Genomic DNA, 19,724 nt, shown 5'->3' on the forward strand with positions numbered 1-19,724 from the left:
GTTCGAGAATATATTCACTACTATAACTCAATTCGTATTCAGACGAAACTAAATAACCAGTCGCCGGTTGAATTCCGACGACTGGCTGCTTAACTTGAAAGGTGTTTTGATCCCTGTCTCACAAACAGGGGTCAGTCCCTAATCAGGGACCGACTTTTTATTCTATCCAGCTCGCTTCAAGCAGCACCGCCTGCAGCTCTAGCTCCGCTTGCAGCAGGAGGGCGCTTGCATCCTCGCGTTCGTCCGCCTGCAGCGCAGCTTGCAGCTTGGCCATTAATGCGGAGAGTCGGTCGGCTCCGATGTTGGAAGCGACGCCTTTCAGCGTATGGACATGCAGTACCGCTGACTTCAAGTCGCCTGCAGTGAAAGCTTCACGCGCCTCATGCAGGCTGAACGCGTGTTTGTTTATGAACAGCCCGATAATTTGGTGGTACAAGGCGCTATTGCCGCCTAGCCGCCCGACCACGGTTGCTTGGTCGAGATGCGGCTCAGCCTTGATGGCGGAAGCCGCAGCTTCTGCTGCCGCCTCAGCCGCCCCAACTGTAAGCTCTTGCTCCCGCGTCCGCTTCAGTAGCCGTTGGAGCATGCTGTACAGATCGATGGGGTCGAACGGCTTGGTTAAATAGCCGTCCATGCCGATAGATAGCACTTGATCCTCCACGCCTTTCATGGCATCCGCGGTCATCGCGATAATCGGGATGGCTTTGCCCTCAGCCGATTGACGGATTGCCTTGGTTGCTTCGTAGCCATCCATCACCGGCATTTGCAAATCCATCAGAATCGCGTCATACCGCCGCTCTGTCGCATGGCGGACGGCGATTTCACCATTGCTCGCGACGTCGACTTCGATGCCGACTTCACGCAGAAGCTCTTTGGCCACGAGCTGATTAATCTCGTTGTCCTCGACGAGCAGGACGACGGCATCCTTCAGCGATGCGAACTGAATCGAATAATCGGATGTCGACCGTTTCGTAGAGAAGTGCGGCCGGAACAGTGTGATGATTTCATTATACAGCTGGGACTGGCTAATGGGATGGAGCAGCGTTTTGGCAACCGAATCAGACTGTGCTGCCATTTGCAGCTCCGACTCGTGATAGGCGCTAATTAAGATGATCGACTGGCTCGGCGACGTGAACGTCTCATGGATCGTGTCGGCTAGCTGGAGCACATTCGCGCCTTCCAGCTTCCAATCGAGGAAGATCAAATCATACATGCCGCCGCGAGCAATGTTCTGCAAGGCGTCATCCACACTTTCCGCAGTGCTGACGACGAATTGGAACTGCTCGAGCTGACTGCGCAGCACCTGCTGCATCTGGCTGTCATCACAAATAATAAGGACGCGCAGAAACGTCAGCTGCGGACTGACTTCCTGAGCCGAAGCAGCAGATGCTGCAGCCGCAGTGAAAGGCGCCGTAAAAGTGAAGCAGCTTCCATTGCCAGCCTCGCTCTCTACCTCAATTGTCCCTCCCATAAGCTCCGCCAGATTTTTGCTAATAATGAGTCCGAGTCCGGTACCCCCAAATTTGCGTGTCGTTGTCATATCTGCCTGTGTGAATTCTTTGAACAAAGTGCTCAGCTGCTCATCGTTCATGCCGATGCCGGTATCGCGAATCGTGAAGGACAGCATCGACGTCTGATCACTCTGCGAGATTCGATTGACCGAAATCGTAATTTGTCCCTGCGAAGTAAACTTGACCGCATTATTAGCCAGATTCAGCACAATTTGCAGCACCCGGAAAGGATCGCCCACGAGCATCTGAGGCACATCGGGATGTACGAAGAAGTGGAACCGCAGCCCTTTCTCATTCGCTTTGAAGCTCATCATGTTCGATACATTGTGCAGTACCTCGTAAAGGTCGAATTCGACTTTCTCCAGCACGACCTTGCCTGCCTCAATCTTGGAGAAATCCAGAATGTCGTTGACGATGGCGAGCAGGCTCTTCGCTGCCGTAATGATCTTATCAATATAGCCGCGCTGCTGATTGTCGAGCCGAGACTGCTGCAAAATATAATTTAGTCCCACAATTGCGTTGATCGGTGTGCGGATTTCATGGCTCATCTGCGCGAGAAATTGGCTTTTGGCTCGATTGGAGTCATCGGCTTCCTTCCGTTTCTGCAGATCCGTAATGTCGATCGCGTTCCCTATAATGTCGATGAGCTGCCCGTTCTGAATGACCGGCTGCAAGGTGACATGTACGGCGGTTCCGCCCATTGTCGTCTCATACGAGATGGTCTCGTCAATGGAGAACCTGGCATAGTTCTTGTCCAAGAAATCGGCAAAGTCATCCTGGAACAAGCTTGTCTCGGCAAAAGATTTATTGAACAGCATGGAAGGCAGAAGTCCGAGATGCTTCAGCAGCTGCCCTTCCGCGAGATTGTAATAGTAGGTGCCGTGCTTGCGCTGGAAGCGGAATGTAAGCCCGGGCTGCATACGCAGCATGCTGATCATATCTTGCTCCACTTGTGCGATACGTCTCTTGTTGTGGTGGTTGTGGATTAAATAATAGAGAAAGGCTGCGATAAAGAGGGAGTAGCAGGCTTGGCTGATAATGTAGGACCAGACGGTCTCTAAGGCAATCTGATTCGTAAGCCATAGCGCGAAGTAGTAGTAGTTGAGAAGAAATAATGAACCGATGATCCACCTGGACCAGTAATGCTTGAAACGTTGAAACAGATAACCGGTGCCGATCGCAGCTGAGAAACCGATCGCCATCTGCAGCGGATTAATGGACCCCTCCTTCAGGAAGCGTCCGATATAAACGACGATTAACTCTGTAATTGCCCCAATCGGTCCGCCGAAGTACGAGGCCATCATTAGGGCGATGCCCCGCATGTTAAGCGGCGCATTACTGCTAAAGGTGATGCTGAAGAACAGCAAGATAATGCCTAGAAGACCGAACACCGCGCCTACGGTCAGCTTATATTTCCATGTCGGCTTCGGACTGCGTTCATCGCGAATGAAGAAGGGGGAGACGAAGAATAAATAGACCGACAAAATAGCGAAATTGAGTATCAGGTCCCTTAGCATACGCGATCACCTTTCGATTAGGATTTCCTATCTACTGTAACGCATAACGGGATTGGCTGTATAGGATTTGTTTACAACAGATGGCAGATTTGATGAGGGAGCGAAGACAGCTGCGGATAAAAAAATCCCTTCATACAGAAGGGATCTCGGCACTGCTTGTTATGAAGTTAAGCTGATCTAGGCCCTGCTCTTCTTACGAGCAGGAAGTAGAGCAGGAGGGCGCTGACATCCAGCACGGCAATGATAAGGCCCATCGGGATTGCCGTCCCGCTGCCGGCGATGCCGACGAATGGTGCAACGATTGAACCGAACATGAAGGACATGAGCCCTTGCAGCGCCGATGCACTGCCGGCTGCTTGCCCTTGATTCCGCATCGCAAGCGAGAAGCCCATCGTCGAGACCATCCCGACGCTTGCAACGACGAAGAAGAGCGGGATTAGCACGAGCACTAGGCGGGCATGAGCAAGCAGCATGGCAAGCAATGTGACGCCGCCGATTGCGGCGATGCCAAGGCCAGTGACGAGCAGCTTCGCTTCGTTGAAGCGGCCTGCGAGTCGTCCAGCCAATTGGCTGGCGAGAATAATGCCGAGCCCATTGATGGCGAAGCAGACACTGAATATCTGCGGCGATACGCCGTAAATATCCTGCAGTACGAATGGCGAGCCGGAGATGTATGCGAACATGGCTGCCATGACAAAGCCCTGCGCAAGCGCGTAGCCCATGAACACGCGGTCGGTCAACAACCTGCGGAATGTGATGACCGTGTTCAATATGCCGCCTTGAGCCCTTCGCTCACGCGATAGTGTCTCAGGTAAGCCGAGCAATACCGCGAGGAACATGATAAGTCCGATGGCGGCGAGTACGATAAACACGCCCTGCCAGGTCGTAAAGTGCAGCAGCTGCCCGCCTACTATCGGCGCAGCGATCGGCGCGATGCCGTTAACGAGCATGAGGAGCGAGAAGAAACGGGTCAGCTCAGGGCCGGTGTACAAGTCGCGCACAATGGCGCGTGCGATGACAATACCCGCCGAGCCGGCAAGTCCTTGAATGAAGCGCAGGACGATGAATGTCCCGATCGACGGGGCAATGGCGCAGAGCAGCGAGGACACGGCATAAAGGATGAGACCGGTTAGCAGCGGGCCTCTGCGGCCGCGCACATCGCTAATTGGGCCGGCGAAGAGCTGGCCGATTGCAAGCCCGATGAGGCATGCCGTTAAGCTGAGCTGCGCGAGCGAAGTGCTCGTATGCAGGTCGCCCGCGAGCTTCGGCAGCGCTGGCAAGTACATATCGAGCGAGAGCGGGCCGAATGCGCTGAGCGAGCCGAGCACCGCTGCTGTCCATAGCCGCCGGGAGCGGGGCATGGCAGCGGATAAGCTGGTCGTTGGATCGTTTATCATAGAACGAATAATTCCTTTCTTGCGGTGATGGATACCCTTGCGGGCAGGCCGATTACAGGATGAAGATCATTATAGAACTGCCCCTATGGACTGTCAACGAATGCTCGTGTGTGCCGGAGAAACGATGGGAGAGCAGGAGGAATGAACCAAGTGGGAAGCTGGCATACTATCCCTAATTGGCAAAGGGAGGCTTTTCATATGATGATGAATTGGCGATCTATGCGTTATACAGGGCTGGCGGTTGTTATGCTATTGTCCTTTACGGCGTGCGGCAAAAATGATTCAGGCCATGTAGCGGAAGCTCCAGGCACGAATCTACTTGAGTCCATTAAGGGGAGCGGCGAGATCAAGATTGGGACGGAAGGGACCTATGCGCCGTTTACTTTTCACGATAAGGACGGGAAGCTGACGGGCTTCGATGTTGAAATTGCGGAGGAAGTGGCAAAGCGAATCGGTGTGAAGCCGAATTTCATCGAGACCAAATGGGACGGCATGCTGGCGGGGCTTGATGCGAAGCGGTTCGATATGGTCGCCAACGAGGTGACCATTCGGGAGGACCGTCAGGAGAAGTATGATTTCTCCGACCCGTACATCGTGTCCAAGGCAGTCCTCATTGTGAAGGACAACAACACGGACATTAAGAAGCTGGCTGATCTGAAGGGCAAGAAATCAGGGCAGTCGCTTACGAGCGACCTTGGCGATATTGCCAAGGGTAATGGAGCAGAGCTCGTACAGATCGACGGCTTCAATCAAGCGATCGACTTGCTTGTATCAGGGCGGATCGACGCGACAATTAACGATAAGCTGAGCTTCCTCGATCTGAAGAAGCAGAAGCCGGATGTGCCGATTAAAGTGGTCGATGAGACCAACAATGCGTCGCAGAGCGGGCTGTTGTTCCATAAGGGCAACGCGGAGCTCGTAAGCGCGGTGAACAAAGCTTTGTCGGATATGAAGGCAGACGGGAAGTATCTGGAGATTTCGTCAAAATATTTTGGCGAGGATGTATCGAAGTAAAGAGGGCGGTTAGTCTTTATGAGTAATCGAGAGCGGCTATGGCATATTTTCGTCGATTCGTTTTGGCCTCTGCTGCATGCGGGGATTGCGTTTACTGTACCGCTGACGCTAATTTCGTTCGCGCTCGGCCTGCTGCTTGCACTGGTAACTGCGCTGGTGCGCATATCCGATTTTCCGGTGCTGACTGCGATAGCCCGCTTCTATGTGTGGATTATTCGCGGCACGCCGCTGCTTGTGCAGCTGTTTATTATTTTCTACGGGCTGCCGAGTCTAGGAATTGTTATAGATCCGTTCCCAGCTGCGATTATCGGCTTCACGCTGAGTGTCGGCGCGTATGGCTCGGAGATCATCCGGGCGGCGATTATCTCGATTTCGCCTGGGCAGTGGGAGGCAGCGTTCTCGCTCGGGCAGACAAGGGGGCAGGCGCTGCGCCGGATTATTCTGCCGCAGGCTGCCCGGGTGTCGGTGCCGCCGTTGTCGAATTCGTTCATTAGTTTAGTGAAGGATACATCGCTTGCGACCACGGTGACGTTCATTGAACTGTTCGGGAAGGCGCAGCAAATTACGGCGGCGGTGTACGAGCCGCTGCTTATTTATTGTGAGGTCGCGCTCATCTATCTCATGCTATGTACGGTGCTGGCTATGCTGCAGCGCAGGCTGGAGCGATATTATGAGCGGTTCGAGGCGCGGTAAAAGGTAAAAGCAGAACGGGTGGTGATGAGCGGGTGGCGATGATCGAGGTGCGCGGATTGACCAAAGCTTTCGGTGAGCTGGCTGTGCTGAAGGGCGTCGATTTGACGCTGGAGCGGGGGAGTGTGCTCGTCATTATCGGCCCGTCCGGCTCAGGCAAGTCGACTCTGCTGCGCTGCTTGAATGTGCTTGAGACGCCTTGTTCGGGAACGATTGCAATCGGTGAAGCGAATATGGCGTTCACGAGCGGCGTGAAGGTGAAGCAGGCTGATGTGCTTGCGTTGCGGCGTCAGTCGGGGATGGTGTTCCAGGCCTATCATCTCTTTCCGCATCTGACTGCATTGCAGAATGTGACGGAAGGCCAAGTTACGACGCTGCGGCGGTCGAAGGAGGAGGCAAGGGAGCGCGCTTTGGCGCTGCTCACGAAGGTTGGGCTGCGGGAAAAAGCAGATGCCTACCCGCATCAACTATCCGGCGGCCAACAGCAGCGGGTAGGAATCGCGCGGGCGATGTCGATTGATCCGCAGCTGCTGTTGTTTGACGAGCCGACCTCGGCGCTCGATCCCGAGCTCGTGCGGGAAGTGCTGAAGGTCATCCGCGAGCTAGCCAAGGAGGGGCGGACGATGATGATCGTCACGCACGAGATGAAGTTCGCCCGCGAGGTGGCGGACCGAATCATTCTTATTGATGAAGGCGTTATCGTCGAGGAAGGCCGCCCCGAGCAGATCTTCGGCAGCCCGAAGCAAGAGCGGACGAAGCAGTTTCTGTCGAGGCTGATGGACTGGTGAGCGAGAGTAGGGCTTGCAACTTGCGATGGGGTAGGTGAGCGGCGAGGTGCTTGTGGTGGCATGCGACGGCAGAGTAGAAGCTCTGCCGTTTTTTGTGCTGCGCGGCGATATGCCAGTACGAGAGAGTAGTTCGAGTGTAAAGCGAGTGCAAAGCGAGTAGAAAGCGAGTGGAAAGCGAGTGGAAAGCGAGTGCAAAGCCGAGACGCAAAGCTGAGAGAGCACATATGTGCTCTCAGCGACCAAAACGCGCCAAAAGTTGGCCAAGAGATCCAATATGATCTCTCAGCGCCGCAGCTCAAGCAACATAGAGGTTAGAGAGCACCGAGAGATCCAATACGGTCTCTCGGCAGTAGAATCGCGCCAAAAGTTGGCTGAGAGATCATATATGATCTCTCAGCGCCGGAGTACAACAAACTAACCAATATTCCTGAGGCTGAGAGCGCATATATGCTCTCTCAAGAGCAAAAGTGGCGGCAGAAGAGAGGCCGCCAGTCCCGAGAGAGGGAAAGCCCTCTCTCAGCATGTCTGTCGCATCAAAACCTCCTCTTAGCTCGTCGAAAGCGCGAAAACCTCTCCACGCAAAAATAGGCTCTAGGCACTTGTCTGCACCGTACAACTATCAATCAGAGATATCTATCAATAATTGATAGGAGATGGTTTTCATAGAGTTTAGGATATTGACCAGTACGAGCCATCTGCCATGCACATATACATACAGTACATAACTGCATTAGCAGGCATACGAAGGGAGCGAATCTATGAAAATAGCAGCCTGATGATGGGTTTTAATCAAGAAGGTTCCGAAAGGAGAATAGAAGAATAGAGAATCTTGAAAAGAGGGTAAAGCATGCACGACATCATGGATATTCTCACCATATGTATATTCTTCCTGACGATCGGCTTCATTTTCTGGAAACCGAATATTAACGAGGCGATACCGGCCACCGTCGGTGCCGCGCTGGTGATGCTGACCGGCACCGTATCGCTCTCCGACCTCGGGGCCATTACCGAGACCATAAGCGGTGCCGCCATTACCATAATGGCGACCATCGTGATGGCGATCGTACTCGAAAGCTTCGGCTTCTTCAAATGGTCGGCCGAAATTCTGACCCGCAAGGCGCGAGGCTCCGGCATTCGCTTGTTTTGGCTAACGAACCTGTTCTGTTTTCTAATGACACTCTTCGTCAACAACGATGGGAGCATCTTCATCACTACGCCGATTCTGCTGATGCTCTTAAAGAACATGGGGCTCAAAAATCATCAAAAAATTCCTTACCTGCTCTCCGGCGCACTAATCGCCACCGCCTCCAGCGCGCCAATCGGCGTCAGCAACATCGTTAACCTCATCGCACTCAAGATCGTCCACATGAGCCTGTATATGCAAGCCGCGATGATGTTCGTTCCCGCATCACTTGGACTGCTGCTGCTCACCTTCCTGTTATTCGCCATATTTTACCGCGCTTTGCCGAAGAGGCTGCCTGAAATACCTGCATGGAAGCTAATACCTGGAGGCCATCCGCTTAAAGGAGAGGCACCTCCAAAAGAAAACCGCCCAAAACTAATGCGTAACATTTTAATCTTTGTTTTCTGCGTTCGTGTCAGTCTGTTCGTCGCTTCGTACGTGCATTTTCCGGTATCGCTAATGGCTGTCATTGGTTCCGTGTTCCTGCTCAGCTGGCGCTGGATTTACTTCAAGATACCGCCGGTCGATATGGTGAAAAAGACACCGTGGTATATCTTGATCTTCGCCTTCGGTATGTATGTTATCATCTATGGACTGAAAAATATCGGTTTGAATGAATGGCTCATCGACTTCCTGCAGCCGCTTGTCTCAGGCAGTCTGCTGCATGCAAGTGTGTTGATGGGCGGACTGCTCAGCGTCATGTCCAATATGTTCAATAATCATCCGGCCTTAATGGTCGGAACGCTTACCTTAACGAATATGGGACTCGACCCGCTTACACTTAAAATCTCTTATCTCGCAAGTGTAATTGGAAGCGACATCGGCTCGCTCTTGCTGCCGATTGGCACATTAGCCACGATTATGTGGATGCACATTGTTAAGAGAGGCGGCGTGAAAATTACCTGGGGCCAATACTTGAAAGTAACGATACTGGTTATTCCGATTACGGTGCTGTTCACGCTCGTGCTGCTGAACTACTGGGTTACCTGGTTATTTTAACTTTTACAATTGGAAGGGGGGATTGATTTGAATGATTTCAAGTCGTTAATCGGTGAGAAGGTCGTTATCGAGGTTTCAGGCAAGCGCCTGCTGCAAGGCAAGCTAATCGATGTCGGATCCGACATTGTCGTCCTGCTCCATCAACAAAGGTATCTCTACATTCCGTTTACGCATGTGCACAATCTGAAGGCAGATGGTTCGTGGGAGGAAGGAAGTGAGAGCGGAAACCAGACTGAAGAGCCATCTATCGGGCTGCAAGTGGAAGAGTTGACTATAGCGAGAATATTGCAGGAAGCAAAAGGGCTCTTCGTCGAGATTTACGTCAGCGGCAATAAGTCGATACACGGTTATTTGAACGGCGTTATGAACGATTATTTTACACTCTATTCGCCGATATACGGTACAGTCTATGTCGCTCTGAGCCATATGAAGTGGCTGATTCCTTATCCGACGTCGCATGTTCCTTATGCACGGAGCACAGGCACTTCACAGACGGGGCAGACGCAGCCGAATCTCGCCAAGACGTTCGAGGATACGTTGAAGAAAGAGGAAGGCAAGGTGGTAGTAATTGACCTGAGCGGCGCATCCGAGAGGATCGGCGTTATCAAGCGAGTAACCGGGGGCATCATCGACGTTGTAGATGCGGACGGGAATAGCACACTGCTCAATCTCATGCACGTGAAGACGATGGTTGTACCGAAGTAGGCCATGCAGGAGGCTGCGGGTATGAACGATTTCGTTATGCTCTTATCCCCCAAAAAAAGAGACCTTCAATAGAAGGCCCGAAAAGAGATTCATGCACACGATAGTTTATGTGAACGAGAGAGAGATAGCGTGAGTAATTTGTCCGCAAAGACAAGCTGGCGCGTTAAAAATAGGTAAGAGATGATCTTGCGGGCTGCTGATGAGGCAGCCTGTTTTGTTTTGGATGTACCGCTACAAAAATAAATTGCGCGGCTTATTCACAAATTATGCTGCCCATCCTCCGAACTATGCATTTTCTACCCCGCGTGCCTATATATTTTAGTATTTAGACGAGAGGTGCTGAAGGGATGCTGCATATAGTCGCCTGCATTAAGCAAGTGCCGGATACGAAAATCATCAAGATGAATCCCAAGACGAACACGATGGATCGTGCCAGCGCGCCGGCGATTCTGAATCCCTATGACGCGCATGCGGTGGAGGAAGCGGTTCGGCTGAAGCAGCGCTACGGTGGCATCGTATCCGTGCTGACGATGGGACCGCCGCCGGCTGTCAAAGCGATTCGCAGGTGCATCGAGATCGGCGCAGACGAGGGCTATATGATTTCGGACAGGGCGTTCGCCGGCGCGGACACGCTCGCTACGAGCTACGCATTAACGAAAGCGCTTCACAAAATCGCCAAGGAACGACCGATCGACCTCATCATCTGCGGCAAAATGACAATAGACGGCGATACCGGTCAAGTCGGGCCAGGCATTGCACGGCGACTCGACATTCCGCCTCTGACTAGCGTGAAGAAGATCGTCGAGATCGACAAGGAGAAGGGCATCGCCATCCTTCACCGCAAGCTGGAGGACGGCTACGAGGTCGTGTCGTCGACGCTGCCATGCTTGTTCTCGGTTGAGAAGGATATCAACGAAGTGCCGTATTCAGCGATGCCGAATATGCTGCGGGCTGCACGGTACAACCCGCATATTTGGTCGGTCAATGAGTTGGAGGATGTGGATAAGACTCAGCTGGGCCTCAAGGGATCGCCAACAATCGTTTCCTCGGTATGGGCGCCGCAGAAGCCGCAGGGAGGGCAGATGCTTGAGGGCACATCGGCGGAGCAAGTTAGCCGGCTGCTCGGCATTCTGTTAGAGAAGAAGGAACTGTTCGAGGTAGGAGGTGAATCGTCATGAGCTTCGATGATTACCAAGGAACGTGGGTGTTCATGGAAGTGAAGGACGGCGCAATTGCTTCCGTCTCGCTGGAGCTGCTCGGAGCGGGCAGGCAGTTGGCGGATAAGCGTAAGAGTCAGCTGGCTGGCGTCCTAATTGGCGACGGCGTGACGGCGCTTGCGCAGGAAGTGATTGAGTATGGGGCGGATGTGGTGTACGTCTACGATGCACCGATTTATGAGCATTACCGCACAGAGACATTTATGAAAGCGCTTTTAGCCTGTGTGGAGAAGCATAAGCCGGAGATTTTGCTCTACGGCGCGACTTCGACCGGCAAGGATCTAGCGAGTGCTGTAGCGACGGACCTGCCGACCGGGCTGACCGCAGATACGACGCAGCTCGATGTTGAAGAGGACACCGGCCTGCTGCTCGCCAGCCGTCCGGCGTTCGGCGGCAACATAATGGCGACGATTCTGTGCAAGAAGTACCGGCCGCAGATGGCGACGGTAAGGCCGAAGGTCGTTCGCGCGCTGCCTCGCGATAAGGAACGCATCGGCATTATTATCGAAGAAGCGATTGAAATTCATGAAGATGATATCCGCACGAAGGTGCTTGAAATCGTAAGAAATACGGTGCAGACGGTGCGTATCAGCGAGGCGGATATTATCGTATCCGGGGGCAAAGGGATGGGCAGCCCAGCAGGCTTCCAGCTCATTCGCGAGCTGGCGGATGTGATTGGCGGAGCCGTCGGCGCAAGCCGCGATGTGGTGGAGGCCGGATGGATCGGCCATCACCATCAGGTTGGCCAGACCGGCGTGACGGTGACGCCGAAAGTGTACTTTGCCATTGGCATCTCGGGCGCCATTCAGCACATCGTCGGGATGCAGAACTCGGGGCTCATTATCGCAATTAATAAGGACCCGAATGCGCTTATTTTTGGGTCTTGCCATTACGGCATTGTCGGCGATGCGTTCGAGATCGTTCCGCTGCTCATCGAGCAGTTCAGGCGCGCGCTCGGCAAGCCGGTGCTGACCGCGCACGAGAGGAGAGTTCCCGATGCCTGAGAAGTTTGATTGTATCGTCGTCGGCGCGGGCCCGGCGGGCATTGCTTGCGCCTACGAGCTGGCGAAGGCCGGCGTCAAAGTGCTGCTGCTCGAACGCGGCGAGTATCCGGGTTCGAAGAACGTCATGGGCGGCGTGCTGTATCGGCAGATGATGGAGGATGTTATTCCGGAATTTTATAAGGATGCGCCCGTGGAGCGCCCAATTGTGGAGCAGCGCTTCATGATGATGGATAAAGAATCGGCCATTACCTTCGGCTATAAAGGGCTGGAGTGGGCGCGCGAGCCTTACAACAACTTTACCGTGCTGCGAGCCAAGTTCGACCAATGGTTCGCAAGCAAAGCCGTCGAACAGGGCGCACTGCTCATCAACGAGACGGTCGTTCTCTCCTGCATCGTCGAGAACGGCAAGGTGGTCGGCGTGCAGACCGACCGCCCGGACGGGCAGCTGTATGCAGACGTCGTCGTGCTTGCCGACGGGGTGAACTCATTGCTTGCGAAGTCGCTCGGCTTCCACAAGGAGTTCAAGCCTGATGAGGTCGCGCTTGCGACGATGGAAATCTTGAAGCTCGATAAGAAGGTGATCGAGGACCGATTCAATCTTGAGGAGGGGCAGGGCTGCACGATCGAGCTGTTCGGCGATGCGACTAAGGGCATTCTCGGCACAGGGTTCCTCTATACGAACAAGGACACGCTGAGCCTCGGTGTCGGCACGCTGCTCTCCGGCATGATCAAGCATAAGCTGAAGCCGCATCATCTGCTTGATTACGTGAAGAATCATCCGATGATTCGCCCCTACGTGCAGGGAGCCGAGCCGCAGGAATATCTCGCCCACCTCATCCCTGAGGGCGGCTACTACTCCATGCCGAAGGTCGTCGGCGCAGGCGTGCTTGTCGTCGGCGATGCCGCGCAGCTCGTCAACGCCATTCACCGCGAGGGCTCGAACATGGCGATGACGTCAGGCCGTCTCGCAGCGGCCACGATTGTGCAGGCGAAGGAGGCAGGCGACTTCTCGGAAGCGTTCCTAGACCGCTACAAGAAGGATCTAATGGCGGGCTTCGTCGGCCAGGATTTGAAGAAATACAAAGATTCTACGCACCATTTTGACAAATTCCCGCAATATTTCGAGCAGTACATCCCGATGATGAACCGAGCGATGAGCCAGATGTTCACCGTAGACGGCACCTCAAAGCGGGAGAAACAGAAGAAAATATGGCGGGATCTCGGCTCAGCCAAGGAGAAGGTGAAAATCGCGCGGGATATGTACCGGGCCTGGAAGGTGATGAAGTAAATGAGCGATGAGGCGAAGGCGCAATCCATTGAAGAGAAGCAATACCTAGTGCGGTTTAACGCGGATACGAAATCGCATCTGACCGTACTTGACGCCGAAGTGTGCATGACGAGCTGCCCGGATAAAATCTGCACGATCTTCTGCCCAGCGGAGGTGTACAAGTGGGAGGAAATCCGTATGCATGTCGGCTATGAAGGCTGCCATGAATGCGGAAGCTGCCGCATCGGATGTCCGCACCAGAACATTAAATGGGAATACCCGAAAGGTGGTCACGGAATCGTTTTCAGATTGGGGTGATAACGATGTTCGAGGTCGGCGATTATGTGGTGTTCATGCTGGACGGTGCAAGAGGGACGATAGTAGAAATTACATTGGATGGCCTTTGCCACATTGCTTGGGAGGATCGCTTCGTCAGTTGGGAGAGGATGGAGCTGCTGCAAAAAATGTAGCCGCCTGATGGCCGCTTGCGTTACCGCTGTGCAGACAGCGGTTTTTTTACTTTAATTTACATAAAATTGCAGAGAAAAGAAGGAATTTCGACAGAAATTGTCGAATTCATTGCTATCGGCTCGAAAGGGGGCAGGTAGTATGATCCGTTCAAAAGGTTTATCAACACGCTTCATGGTCAGCGGAATCGTCGTATTATCTGTACTCATTACGGTTGTGATCAGTTTAATAACAAGCTATCGCAGCGAGAAGAACTCTCTTATCACGATGAGTTTTCAGATGAATGCTATGTATACGAGCAAAATTGCGGTAACGGTTAACGAACTGTTCATCGCCCAGAAAGCTGCTATGAAGGTGTACGCGGAGCAGATCGGCAAGCATTGGAATAGGGCCGATTTGGATGAGCAGGCTGCGTATATCCAGCGCACAAATTCGATGTTTAATACGATTGTCCTAATTGATAAGAACGGCGTCCTGCGAAGCATTTCGCCGGAACAGTCTCCTCCGCTGAAGAACAAGAAGATCAATTCGCAGGGTACGTTGCAAGCTCTGAAAGAGCGCAAGCCGCTCATATCGGAGCCGTATATCAGCGCGGCGAATGCGCTCATTGTGATGATCAGTCATCCGGTTTATGACGCGAACGGAGAGTATTTGGGCTTTATCGGCGGAACCATTCGGCTGCATGAGTCGAATTTGCTCAATGCCATGCTTGGCGAGCGGGAGAAAGCCGTCGCAAGTGGCAGCTCTTACTCGTATGTTGTCAGCGCAACAGGAGTTCTGCTTTATCACCCCGACAAGAACCGGATCGGCGAGCATGTTCTGCGTAATCCGGTCGTCTTTGAGCTGGTTGCAGGCCGGAGCGGTACGAAACGAATATTGAATCTGGAGGGCGTCGACATGCTCGCCAGTTATTCGTATATCAAGGAAACGGGCTGGGGCATCGTCTCCCAGACGCCGACCGATACCGTGCTGGAGGCGGCTAAACGTCCGATGGTGCATATCGCAACTTATGTCATATCGATCATGCTCGTCATCTTGCTCGCGATCTACTGGGTCATTGGCAGAATGTCTCAGCCGCTTGCGAAGCTCGCGCAATACGCTGCGCTTCTCTCCACGACGAAATCTCTGCACGCAGAAGTGCCGCGTATTCACTCGTGGAACAGCGAAGCGAACGTACTGCATCGCGCCTTCGTGATGGCGGTCAGCCGGATCCGCATGCAGCTCGATCATCTGGCGCTGGAAGCGCAGACCGATGCGCTGACCGGACTGAACAATCGCCGGACGATGGACAAGTTTATCGGCACTTGGCTCGCGCGGGATATCTCGTTCACCATCATGCTTCTGGATCTGGATCATTTCAAGCAAGTCAATGATAATTACGGTCACGAGAAGGGCGACGAGGTGCTGAAGTTTCTCGCTGCGAATATGCGAGCACTCTTCGACGAGAATCATATCTGCTGCCGCTACGGCGGTGAAGAGTTCGTGGTGCTGCTGCCGGAGACGAGCGAGGATGAGGCGGTCCGCCGCGCGAATAAGCTGCGCCGCTTCATGGCGGAGACGAACAGCCCGGTGGGCAGGCCAGTTACGCTGTCGATTGGTCTCGCCAGATACCCGGATACGGCGCAGGATGCCGAGGCGCTGTTCCGCAGCGCGGATGAGGCGCTGTACCGTGCGAAGCATCTAGGGCGCAATCGCATCGAATCGGCGAATAGCGCGGCTGTTGTTTCGTAGACTTCGAAAAGGAAAGGGCTGACCATCAGATTGAACTGCACCCCGTCAAGTAGACAGTGCAAATAATAAAAGTCACTTAGTTTTCGTTGAAGAAACAGGTGTGAAATATAAAATGGATAAGCAACCGCAATCGTTTTTGGAAATGAAAAAGCACTCCCGAAGGAGTGCTTGAAAAACCTATTATTCATAAGAAGAGTTTTCTAAGTTATAAATTGAATACCCTTTTTCATCGATATACTTATAAATCTTATCCATTTCTCTTAACGCAACGCTTCTGTTTGAGAATCTTCCCACTTCATTTCCGTCAGCTAGTATAGCCCACCTTCCTGAAGAAGTTTCTGCAATAGTTAAACTTTTAGTGAAATAAATTGCTGTCCCATCTTGCGATCGAATAAACAATATCATCACTCTCCTTTCGAAAGTTATATTCTTCGCAAGGAAGGAATCTCCTTTATTTGCCTCGACATGTTCGGACGGCGAAATCTCAGACAATTACGGCCAGATTGAGGAGATCACCCTCCCCGTCAAAGTCGCCGGAATGTACTTCGCCAAAGCTGTCTGCCGATTCTTCGTCCGCTATATTCAGGCGGACCTTAAGGTAAGTAAGCACAGACGAAAAAAGAGTCTGGTCAAGGAACTATGGTGTACCAGGAATTACACACCTTTCTTTGTTTGCATGGTTGCTAGTCACTCCCATGATACTAAACAAAGAAGGTGTTTTTTTGTTAAGAGAAATAAATGGATTCGTTCGACTCCTTCAGTCTTAAGCAGTTCATGTTAATTTGCAGCTGCGTAAGTTGAGTTATTCTCATCCCCTCATTTCGACTTCAGATTGCATATCTGCACGAGTTGCCTTGACGTAAATCATCGTTGTGTCCAAACTATCGTGTCCCATAATTTGCGCCAAGCGGTGCAACGGGGTGTTTCTTGCCATCACGTAACCGAACCGGTGCCGAAGATAGTTGGCGCTCAATCCTTCGAGCCGCGCTGCTTTCATATATTTATGAATCATATGACGTAAGGCACGTTCTGTTAAACGATCGCCAGTTTTCTCCGATGGAAACAGATAAGGACTGTCCGGAGGGACTTCTGCCAGGTATTTTTCTAAAGCAGCTCGACACGTAGCATTCAAAGGTACTTCCCGCTGATTATTCCGTTTTCCGGACCGCACCGTAAGCTGACCGCTTCGTTTTCCGATTTGAATATCTCCGGAAGCCAGGTCGCAAACTTCCATTGTTCGTAAGCCGGTGTGAACCATCACGATAAGAATCGTCAGATCCCGAAGGGAACCACCGTGCTCAGCCGTAGCGATCAATGCAGCTTCTTCTTTGTCAGTCATCTGTCGAGGGCTTGCCTTTTCTTCCGGAACCAATTTGACCGGCTTTGAAGGATCACGGCGATTTTTAGATTCCAACACGGCCCAATTAAAAAAACGTTTCAGTGTTATAAGTCGCCGGTTAATCGTGGCTGGTTTCAATTTCATCACTTTTTGTGAATCTTCCCGATACCGTATTAAAGTTGGAGTAGCCACATCTGCAATTCGAAATATAACTTCTTCCTCTGGTTGTACGGCTGTTTCAAACCAATTGATAAAATGTTTCATGTCGCTTGCGTATTCCTTTAGCGTCTTGGGATTCAAATTTTCGCGGATAGTGAGAGCGTGAATGAAATCCTGTATAAACTGCTCACCTTGTTCCGAAATTCCGGAAATTCCGGTTCTCTCTCTCATTAGCAAAGCCTCCAAATCTTGACTAACATTAGCGGACATGATATTCTTATGTTAACCGAAACATTAGCGGACATCAAATATGCGTTCTGAAAATGTCTAACAATCGCATATCTTTATTAGCGCTCATTAAAATGGTCGTATTAAAAATTTTATTTTTGGAGGAATTCTATGCAAACAGGTACAGTTAAATGGTTTAATGCTGAAAAAGGCTTTGGTTTTATTGAAATCGAGGGCGGAAATGACGTATTCGTTCATTTCAGCGCAATTGAGGGCGATGGTTACAAATCGTTAGATGAAGGTCAACGCGTCCAATTTAATGTGGCCCAAGGCAATCGTGGACCGCAGGCTGAAAACGTTTCTAAACTATACTAAAATTTTTCAAGCTGTCCTAACCGTGGGACAGCTTTTTGTTTATTATTGCTTGCATTCATATAAGTAGGCTGTCATTTTCATAATTTAAAATCATAGAAGTGAGGTATTTTAAATGAACAAAGAACAATTGATCGTCGATGTGGCGAAATCTAGTGGGTTTTCAAAAAAGAATGCTGAAAAAGCTGTAACGCATGTTTTGGACTCGATTTTTGAAGCTTTAAAGCAAGGCGAAAAAGTCCAACTAGTAGGCTTCGGAAAATTTGACGTCCGTAGTCGTGAAGCACGCATGGGAATAAACCGCAAAACCGGTGAAGAGGTGGAAGTTCCAGCGGGTAAAGTTCCCGTATTCACGGCAGGCATGACTCTGAAGAGAGCTCTAAATTAAGCTTAATGAACAAATGCTCATAGAAAATAAAGATGTGATCACATCAGAAAAGCGGTTAGATTATTAATATAAATACACATGATACGAACGTTAGTGTCGCATTCTCGACCATTGATGACATTATTAATTTTTATTCCAACAAACAGAGTTTGCAGAGCAAAGTGGACGATCAGAGCAAATTAAAAAATTACGCAAGTAAGGAAGGGGATGGTATATCATAATTGGAGAAAAGATTCTTTGCAACCGGCCTATAAGAATAATTAAGAAGAGGTCATGGTTAATGAAGGTCGGGAACCTCTTGGTAAGTTCGGGAAATTCGTCGCTACGAGTGGTTCCCAAGAAAAGGGGATTACTATGAAATCACTTCAAGAGTACACCCGCTGGAAGAAGGACATGGCTCCTCACAATAAATCGGATTTGAGGAAGAGCGTCTGGCAGTTGATCAATAGCATCGTTCCTTTCATCCTGCTGTGGGGTCTCGCTTATGTAAGTCTTACTATCTCAATATGGATCACACTGGCGCTTACAATTCCAGCAGCCGGATTCATGATTCGAATATTCATTATTTTCCATGATTGTTGTCATCAGTCATTTTTCGCAAGGAAAAAAACGAATGCAATTATTGGGACGATAACGGGAATCCTTACCTTCTTTCCATTTGAGCAATGGAAGAATGAGCACTCCATTCATCATGCGACGAGCGGGAATTTATCCCGTAGAGGCACGGGCGACATATGGACGCTGACTACGAGGGAATACGCGGCGCTCTCCCCATGGAAGCGTCTAAGTTACCGCTTTTACCGTAACCCACTTATCATGTTCGGGCTCGGACCGGTATTTATTTTTTTGATAGTATACCGATTGAACCGGAAGAGTGTCAGACGCAAAGAGCGCATGAACACGTACCTAACGAACGCAGCGCTAGCAGGCTTGATCGGACTGCTCTGTTGGTCGCTGGGATGGAAGGATGTCCTACTTGTGGAGGGTATGATCCTCTACCTGTCCGGCGTTGCGGGCATATGGCTCTTCTACGTGCAGCATCAATTCGAGAATACCTATTACGAGAGTGCGGATGAGTGGGATTTCGTCAGTGCAGCGATGCACGGGAGCTCCTATTATAAGCTGCCCAAAATCCTGCAATGGATGACGGGGAATATCGGCTTCCACCATATTCATCATCTGGATCCTCATGTGTCGAACTATAACTTGCAGCAAATACACGAGAGCAACGCCGCAATGCATGACGTTCCTGTCATTGGGCTTCGTTTGAGTCTACAGGCGCTTCGATACCGACTATGGGACGAGAGCGGCAAACGATTTGTGGGGTTTAGGGGTCTGAAAGGATAAACCGTTGAGAAAACAACGAAGTCGCAAAAAATGCGGCTTTTTTTATTTGCGTTTGTCGGCGTTTGTTGGTTTGCCAGCTCACAAGCACTGCTAGCACTAGGCTTGCGTTGTAACCATTTGTAATAGCTGGAACGTGGAATCACTGCAATTTCACATAGCACCTTCACATCGGATTTTAGGTGCGGCTTCCTGTGCGATCCTCCGATCCTTCAAAGCCATAGACTTCATATCGCTGTCGCCATTTAACCAAAGCTGTTTTTAAATCCTATATTTGTATGTAGCTGCCAGATGTCAAGTTCGCCACAGCCAATCTCTTCGATTATGGTGAGTTTCTCATCCGCACGGCATTGAATTTTTGACATAGAAAATGCTCCCCTCATAGCGTCAGGCTTTTATTATT

At 51.3% G+C, this 19,724-nt stretch carries 19 protein-coding genes; 15 read left to right on the forward strand and 4 right to left on the reverse strand.

What is annotated here, in order from left to right:
- A partial coding sequence (locus AC0LWF_RS24100; RefSeq protein ID WP_474654169.1) for an IS3 family transposase occupies positions 1 to 93 on the forward strand: 93 nt, incomplete at its 5' end.
- 64 nt (positions 94 to 157) lie between these two features.
- Here AC0LWF_RS24100 and AC0LWF_RS24105 read toward each other — a convergent pair.
- Together AC0LWF_RS24105 and AC0LWF_RS24110 are read right to left on the reverse strand one after the other, a co-directional pair.
- A complete protein-coding gene (locus AC0LWF_RS24105; RefSeq protein ID WP_474654083.1) occupies positions 158 to 3,028 on the reverse strand; it encodes a response regulator in 2,871 nt (956 codons plus the stop codon).
- Positions 3,029 to 3,195: 167 nt separating this feature from the next.
- Positions 3,196 to 4,425: a multidrug effflux MFS transporter gene (locus tag AC0LWF_RS24110; protein ID WP_474654084.1), complete on the reverse strand. Its 1,230-nt coding sequence runs from the start codon at positions 4,423 to 4,425 to the stop codon at positions 3,196 to 3,198.
- A 198-nt stretch (positions 4,426 to 4,623) separates the two neighbouring features.
- Between AC0LWF_RS24110 and AC0LWF_RS24115 the strand changes: the two genes are divergently transcribed.
- The 11 genes from AC0LWF_RS24115 (at position 4,624) to AC0LWF_RS24165 (ending at position 15,491) form a co-directional block, all read left to right on the forward strand.
- Positions 4,624 to 5,439 (forward strand): amino acid ABC transporter substrate-binding protein, encoded by an 816-nt coding sequence (locus AC0LWF_RS24115; RefSeq protein ID WP_474654085.1) that lies wholly within the window; start codon positions 4,624 to 4,626, stop codon positions 5,437 to 5,439.
- Positions 5,440 to 5,457: 18 nt separating this feature from the next.
- Positions 5,458 to 6,132, forward strand: coding sequence for an ABC transporter permease subunit (locus AC0LWF_RS24120; RefSeq protein ID WP_474654086.1), 675 nt, complete (start codon positions 5,458 to 5,460; stop codon positions 6,130 to 6,132).
- A 38-nt stretch (positions 6,133 to 6,170) separates the two neighbouring features.
- Positions 6,171 to 6,917, forward strand: coding sequence for an amino acid ABC transporter ATP-binding protein (locus tag AC0LWF_RS24125; protein WP_474654170.1), 747 nt, complete (start codon positions 6,171 to 6,173; stop codon positions 6,915 to 6,917).
- Between the two features lie 847 nt (positions 6,918 to 7,764).
- The gene (locus AC0LWF_RS24130) at positions 7,765 to 9,099 is read left to right on the forward strand and encodes an arsenic transporter (protein WP_474654087.1); all 1,335 of its coding nucleotides are present in this window, start codon (positions 7,765 to 7,767) and stop codon (positions 9,097 to 9,099) included.
- A 27-nt stretch (positions 9,100 to 9,126) separates the two neighbouring features.
- Complete coding sequence (locus AC0LWF_RS24135) at positions 9,127 to 9,804, forward strand: DUF2642 domain-containing protein (protein ID WP_474654088.1); 678 nt, start codon at positions 9,127 to 9,129, stop codon at positions 9,802 to 9,804.
- A 347-nt stretch (positions 9,805 to 10,151) separates the two neighbouring features.
- Positions 10,152 to 10,982, forward strand: coding sequence for an electron transfer flavoprotein subunit beta/FixA family protein (locus tag AC0LWF_RS24140; protein WP_474654089.1), 831 nt, complete (start codon positions 10,152 to 10,154; stop codon positions 10,980 to 10,982).
- Positions 10,979 to 12,025 carry an electron transfer flavoprotein subunit alpha/FixB family protein gene (locus AC0LWF_RS24145; RefSeq protein ID WP_474654090.1) on the forward strand — a complete coding sequence of 349 codons (1,047 nt, stop codon included), beginning with the start codon at positions 10,979 to 10,981 and terminating at the stop codon, positions 12,023 to 12,025. The genes AC0LWF_RS24140 and AC0LWF_RS24145 overlap by 4 nt, the downstream gene beginning before the upstream one ends.
- Positions 12,018 to 13,313 (forward strand): FAD-dependent oxidoreductase, encoded by a 1,296-nt coding sequence (locus AC0LWF_RS24150; RefSeq protein WP_474654091.1) that lies wholly within the window; start codon positions 12,018 to 12,020, stop codon positions 13,311 to 13,313. The genes AC0LWF_RS24145 and AC0LWF_RS24150 overlap by 8 nt, the downstream gene beginning before the upstream one ends.
- Positions 13,314 to 13,610, forward strand: a complete 297-nt coding sequence (locus AC0LWF_RS24155; protein WP_474654092.1) for a ferredoxin family protein — start codon at positions 13,314 to 13,316, stop codon at positions 13,608 to 13,610. It abuts the gene before it with no gap.
- Positions 13,611 to 13,615: 5 nt separating this feature from the next.
- Positions 13,616 to 13,762 carry a hypothetical protein gene (locus AC0LWF_RS24160; RefSeq protein WP_474654093.1) on the forward strand — a complete coding sequence of 49 codons (147 nt, stop codon included), beginning with the start codon at positions 13,616 to 13,618 and terminating at the stop codon, positions 13,760 to 13,762.
- 139 nt (positions 13,763 to 13,901) lie between these two features.
- Positions 13,902 to 15,491: a sensor domain-containing diguanylate cyclase gene (locus AC0LWF_RS24165; RefSeq protein ID WP_474654094.1), complete on the forward strand. Its 1,590-nt coding sequence runs from the start codon at positions 13,902 to 13,904 to the stop codon at positions 15,489 to 15,491.
- A gap of 180 nt (positions 15,492 to 15,671) precedes the next feature.
- Here the strand turns inward: AC0LWF_RS24165 and AC0LWF_RS24170 are convergent, their stop codons facing one another.
- The gene (locus AC0LWF_RS24170) at positions 15,672 to 15,890 is read right to left on the reverse strand and encodes a hypothetical protein (protein ID WP_474654095.1); all 219 of its coding nucleotides are present in this window, start codon (positions 15,888 to 15,890) and stop codon (positions 15,672 to 15,674) included.
- Positions 15,891 to 16,299: 409 nt separating this feature from the next.
- Entirely contained in the window at positions 16,300 to 17,220 is a 921-nt protein-coding gene (locus AC0LWF_RS24175; protein WP_474654096.1) for a tyrosine-type recombinase/integrase, read from the reverse strand.
- A 168-nt stretch (positions 17,221 to 17,388) separates the two neighbouring features.
- Here AC0LWF_RS24175 and AC0LWF_RS24180 point away from each other — a divergent pair, with 168 nt between their 5' ends.
- The 3 genes from AC0LWF_RS24180 to desA all read left to right on the forward strand — a co-directional run bounded on the left by AC0LWF_RS24180 (position 17,389) and on the right by desA (position 19,324).
- Positions 17,389 to 17,592: a cold-shock protein gene (locus tag AC0LWF_RS24180; protein ID WP_474654097.1), complete on the forward strand. Its 204-nt coding sequence runs from the start codon at positions 17,389 to 17,391 to the stop codon at positions 17,590 to 17,592.
- Between the two features lie 112 nt (positions 17,593 to 17,704).
- Positions 17,705 to 17,977 (forward strand): HU family DNA-binding protein, encoded by a 273-nt coding sequence (locus AC0LWF_RS24185; RefSeq protein ID WP_474654098.1) that lies wholly within the window; start codon positions 17,705 to 17,707, stop codon positions 17,975 to 17,977.
- Positions 17,978 to 18,331: 354 nt separating this feature from the next.
- The gene (desA, locus tag AC0LWF_RS24190) at positions 18,332 to 19,324 is read left to right on the forward strand and encodes a Delta(5) desaturase DesA (protein ID WP_474654099.1); all 993 of its coding nucleotides are present in this window, start codon (positions 18,332 to 18,334) and stop codon (positions 19,322 to 19,324) included.
- Positions 19,325 to 19,724: the final 400 nt, after the last annotated feature.

Source organism: Paenibacillus sp. sgz302114 (genome assembly GCF_056120345.1).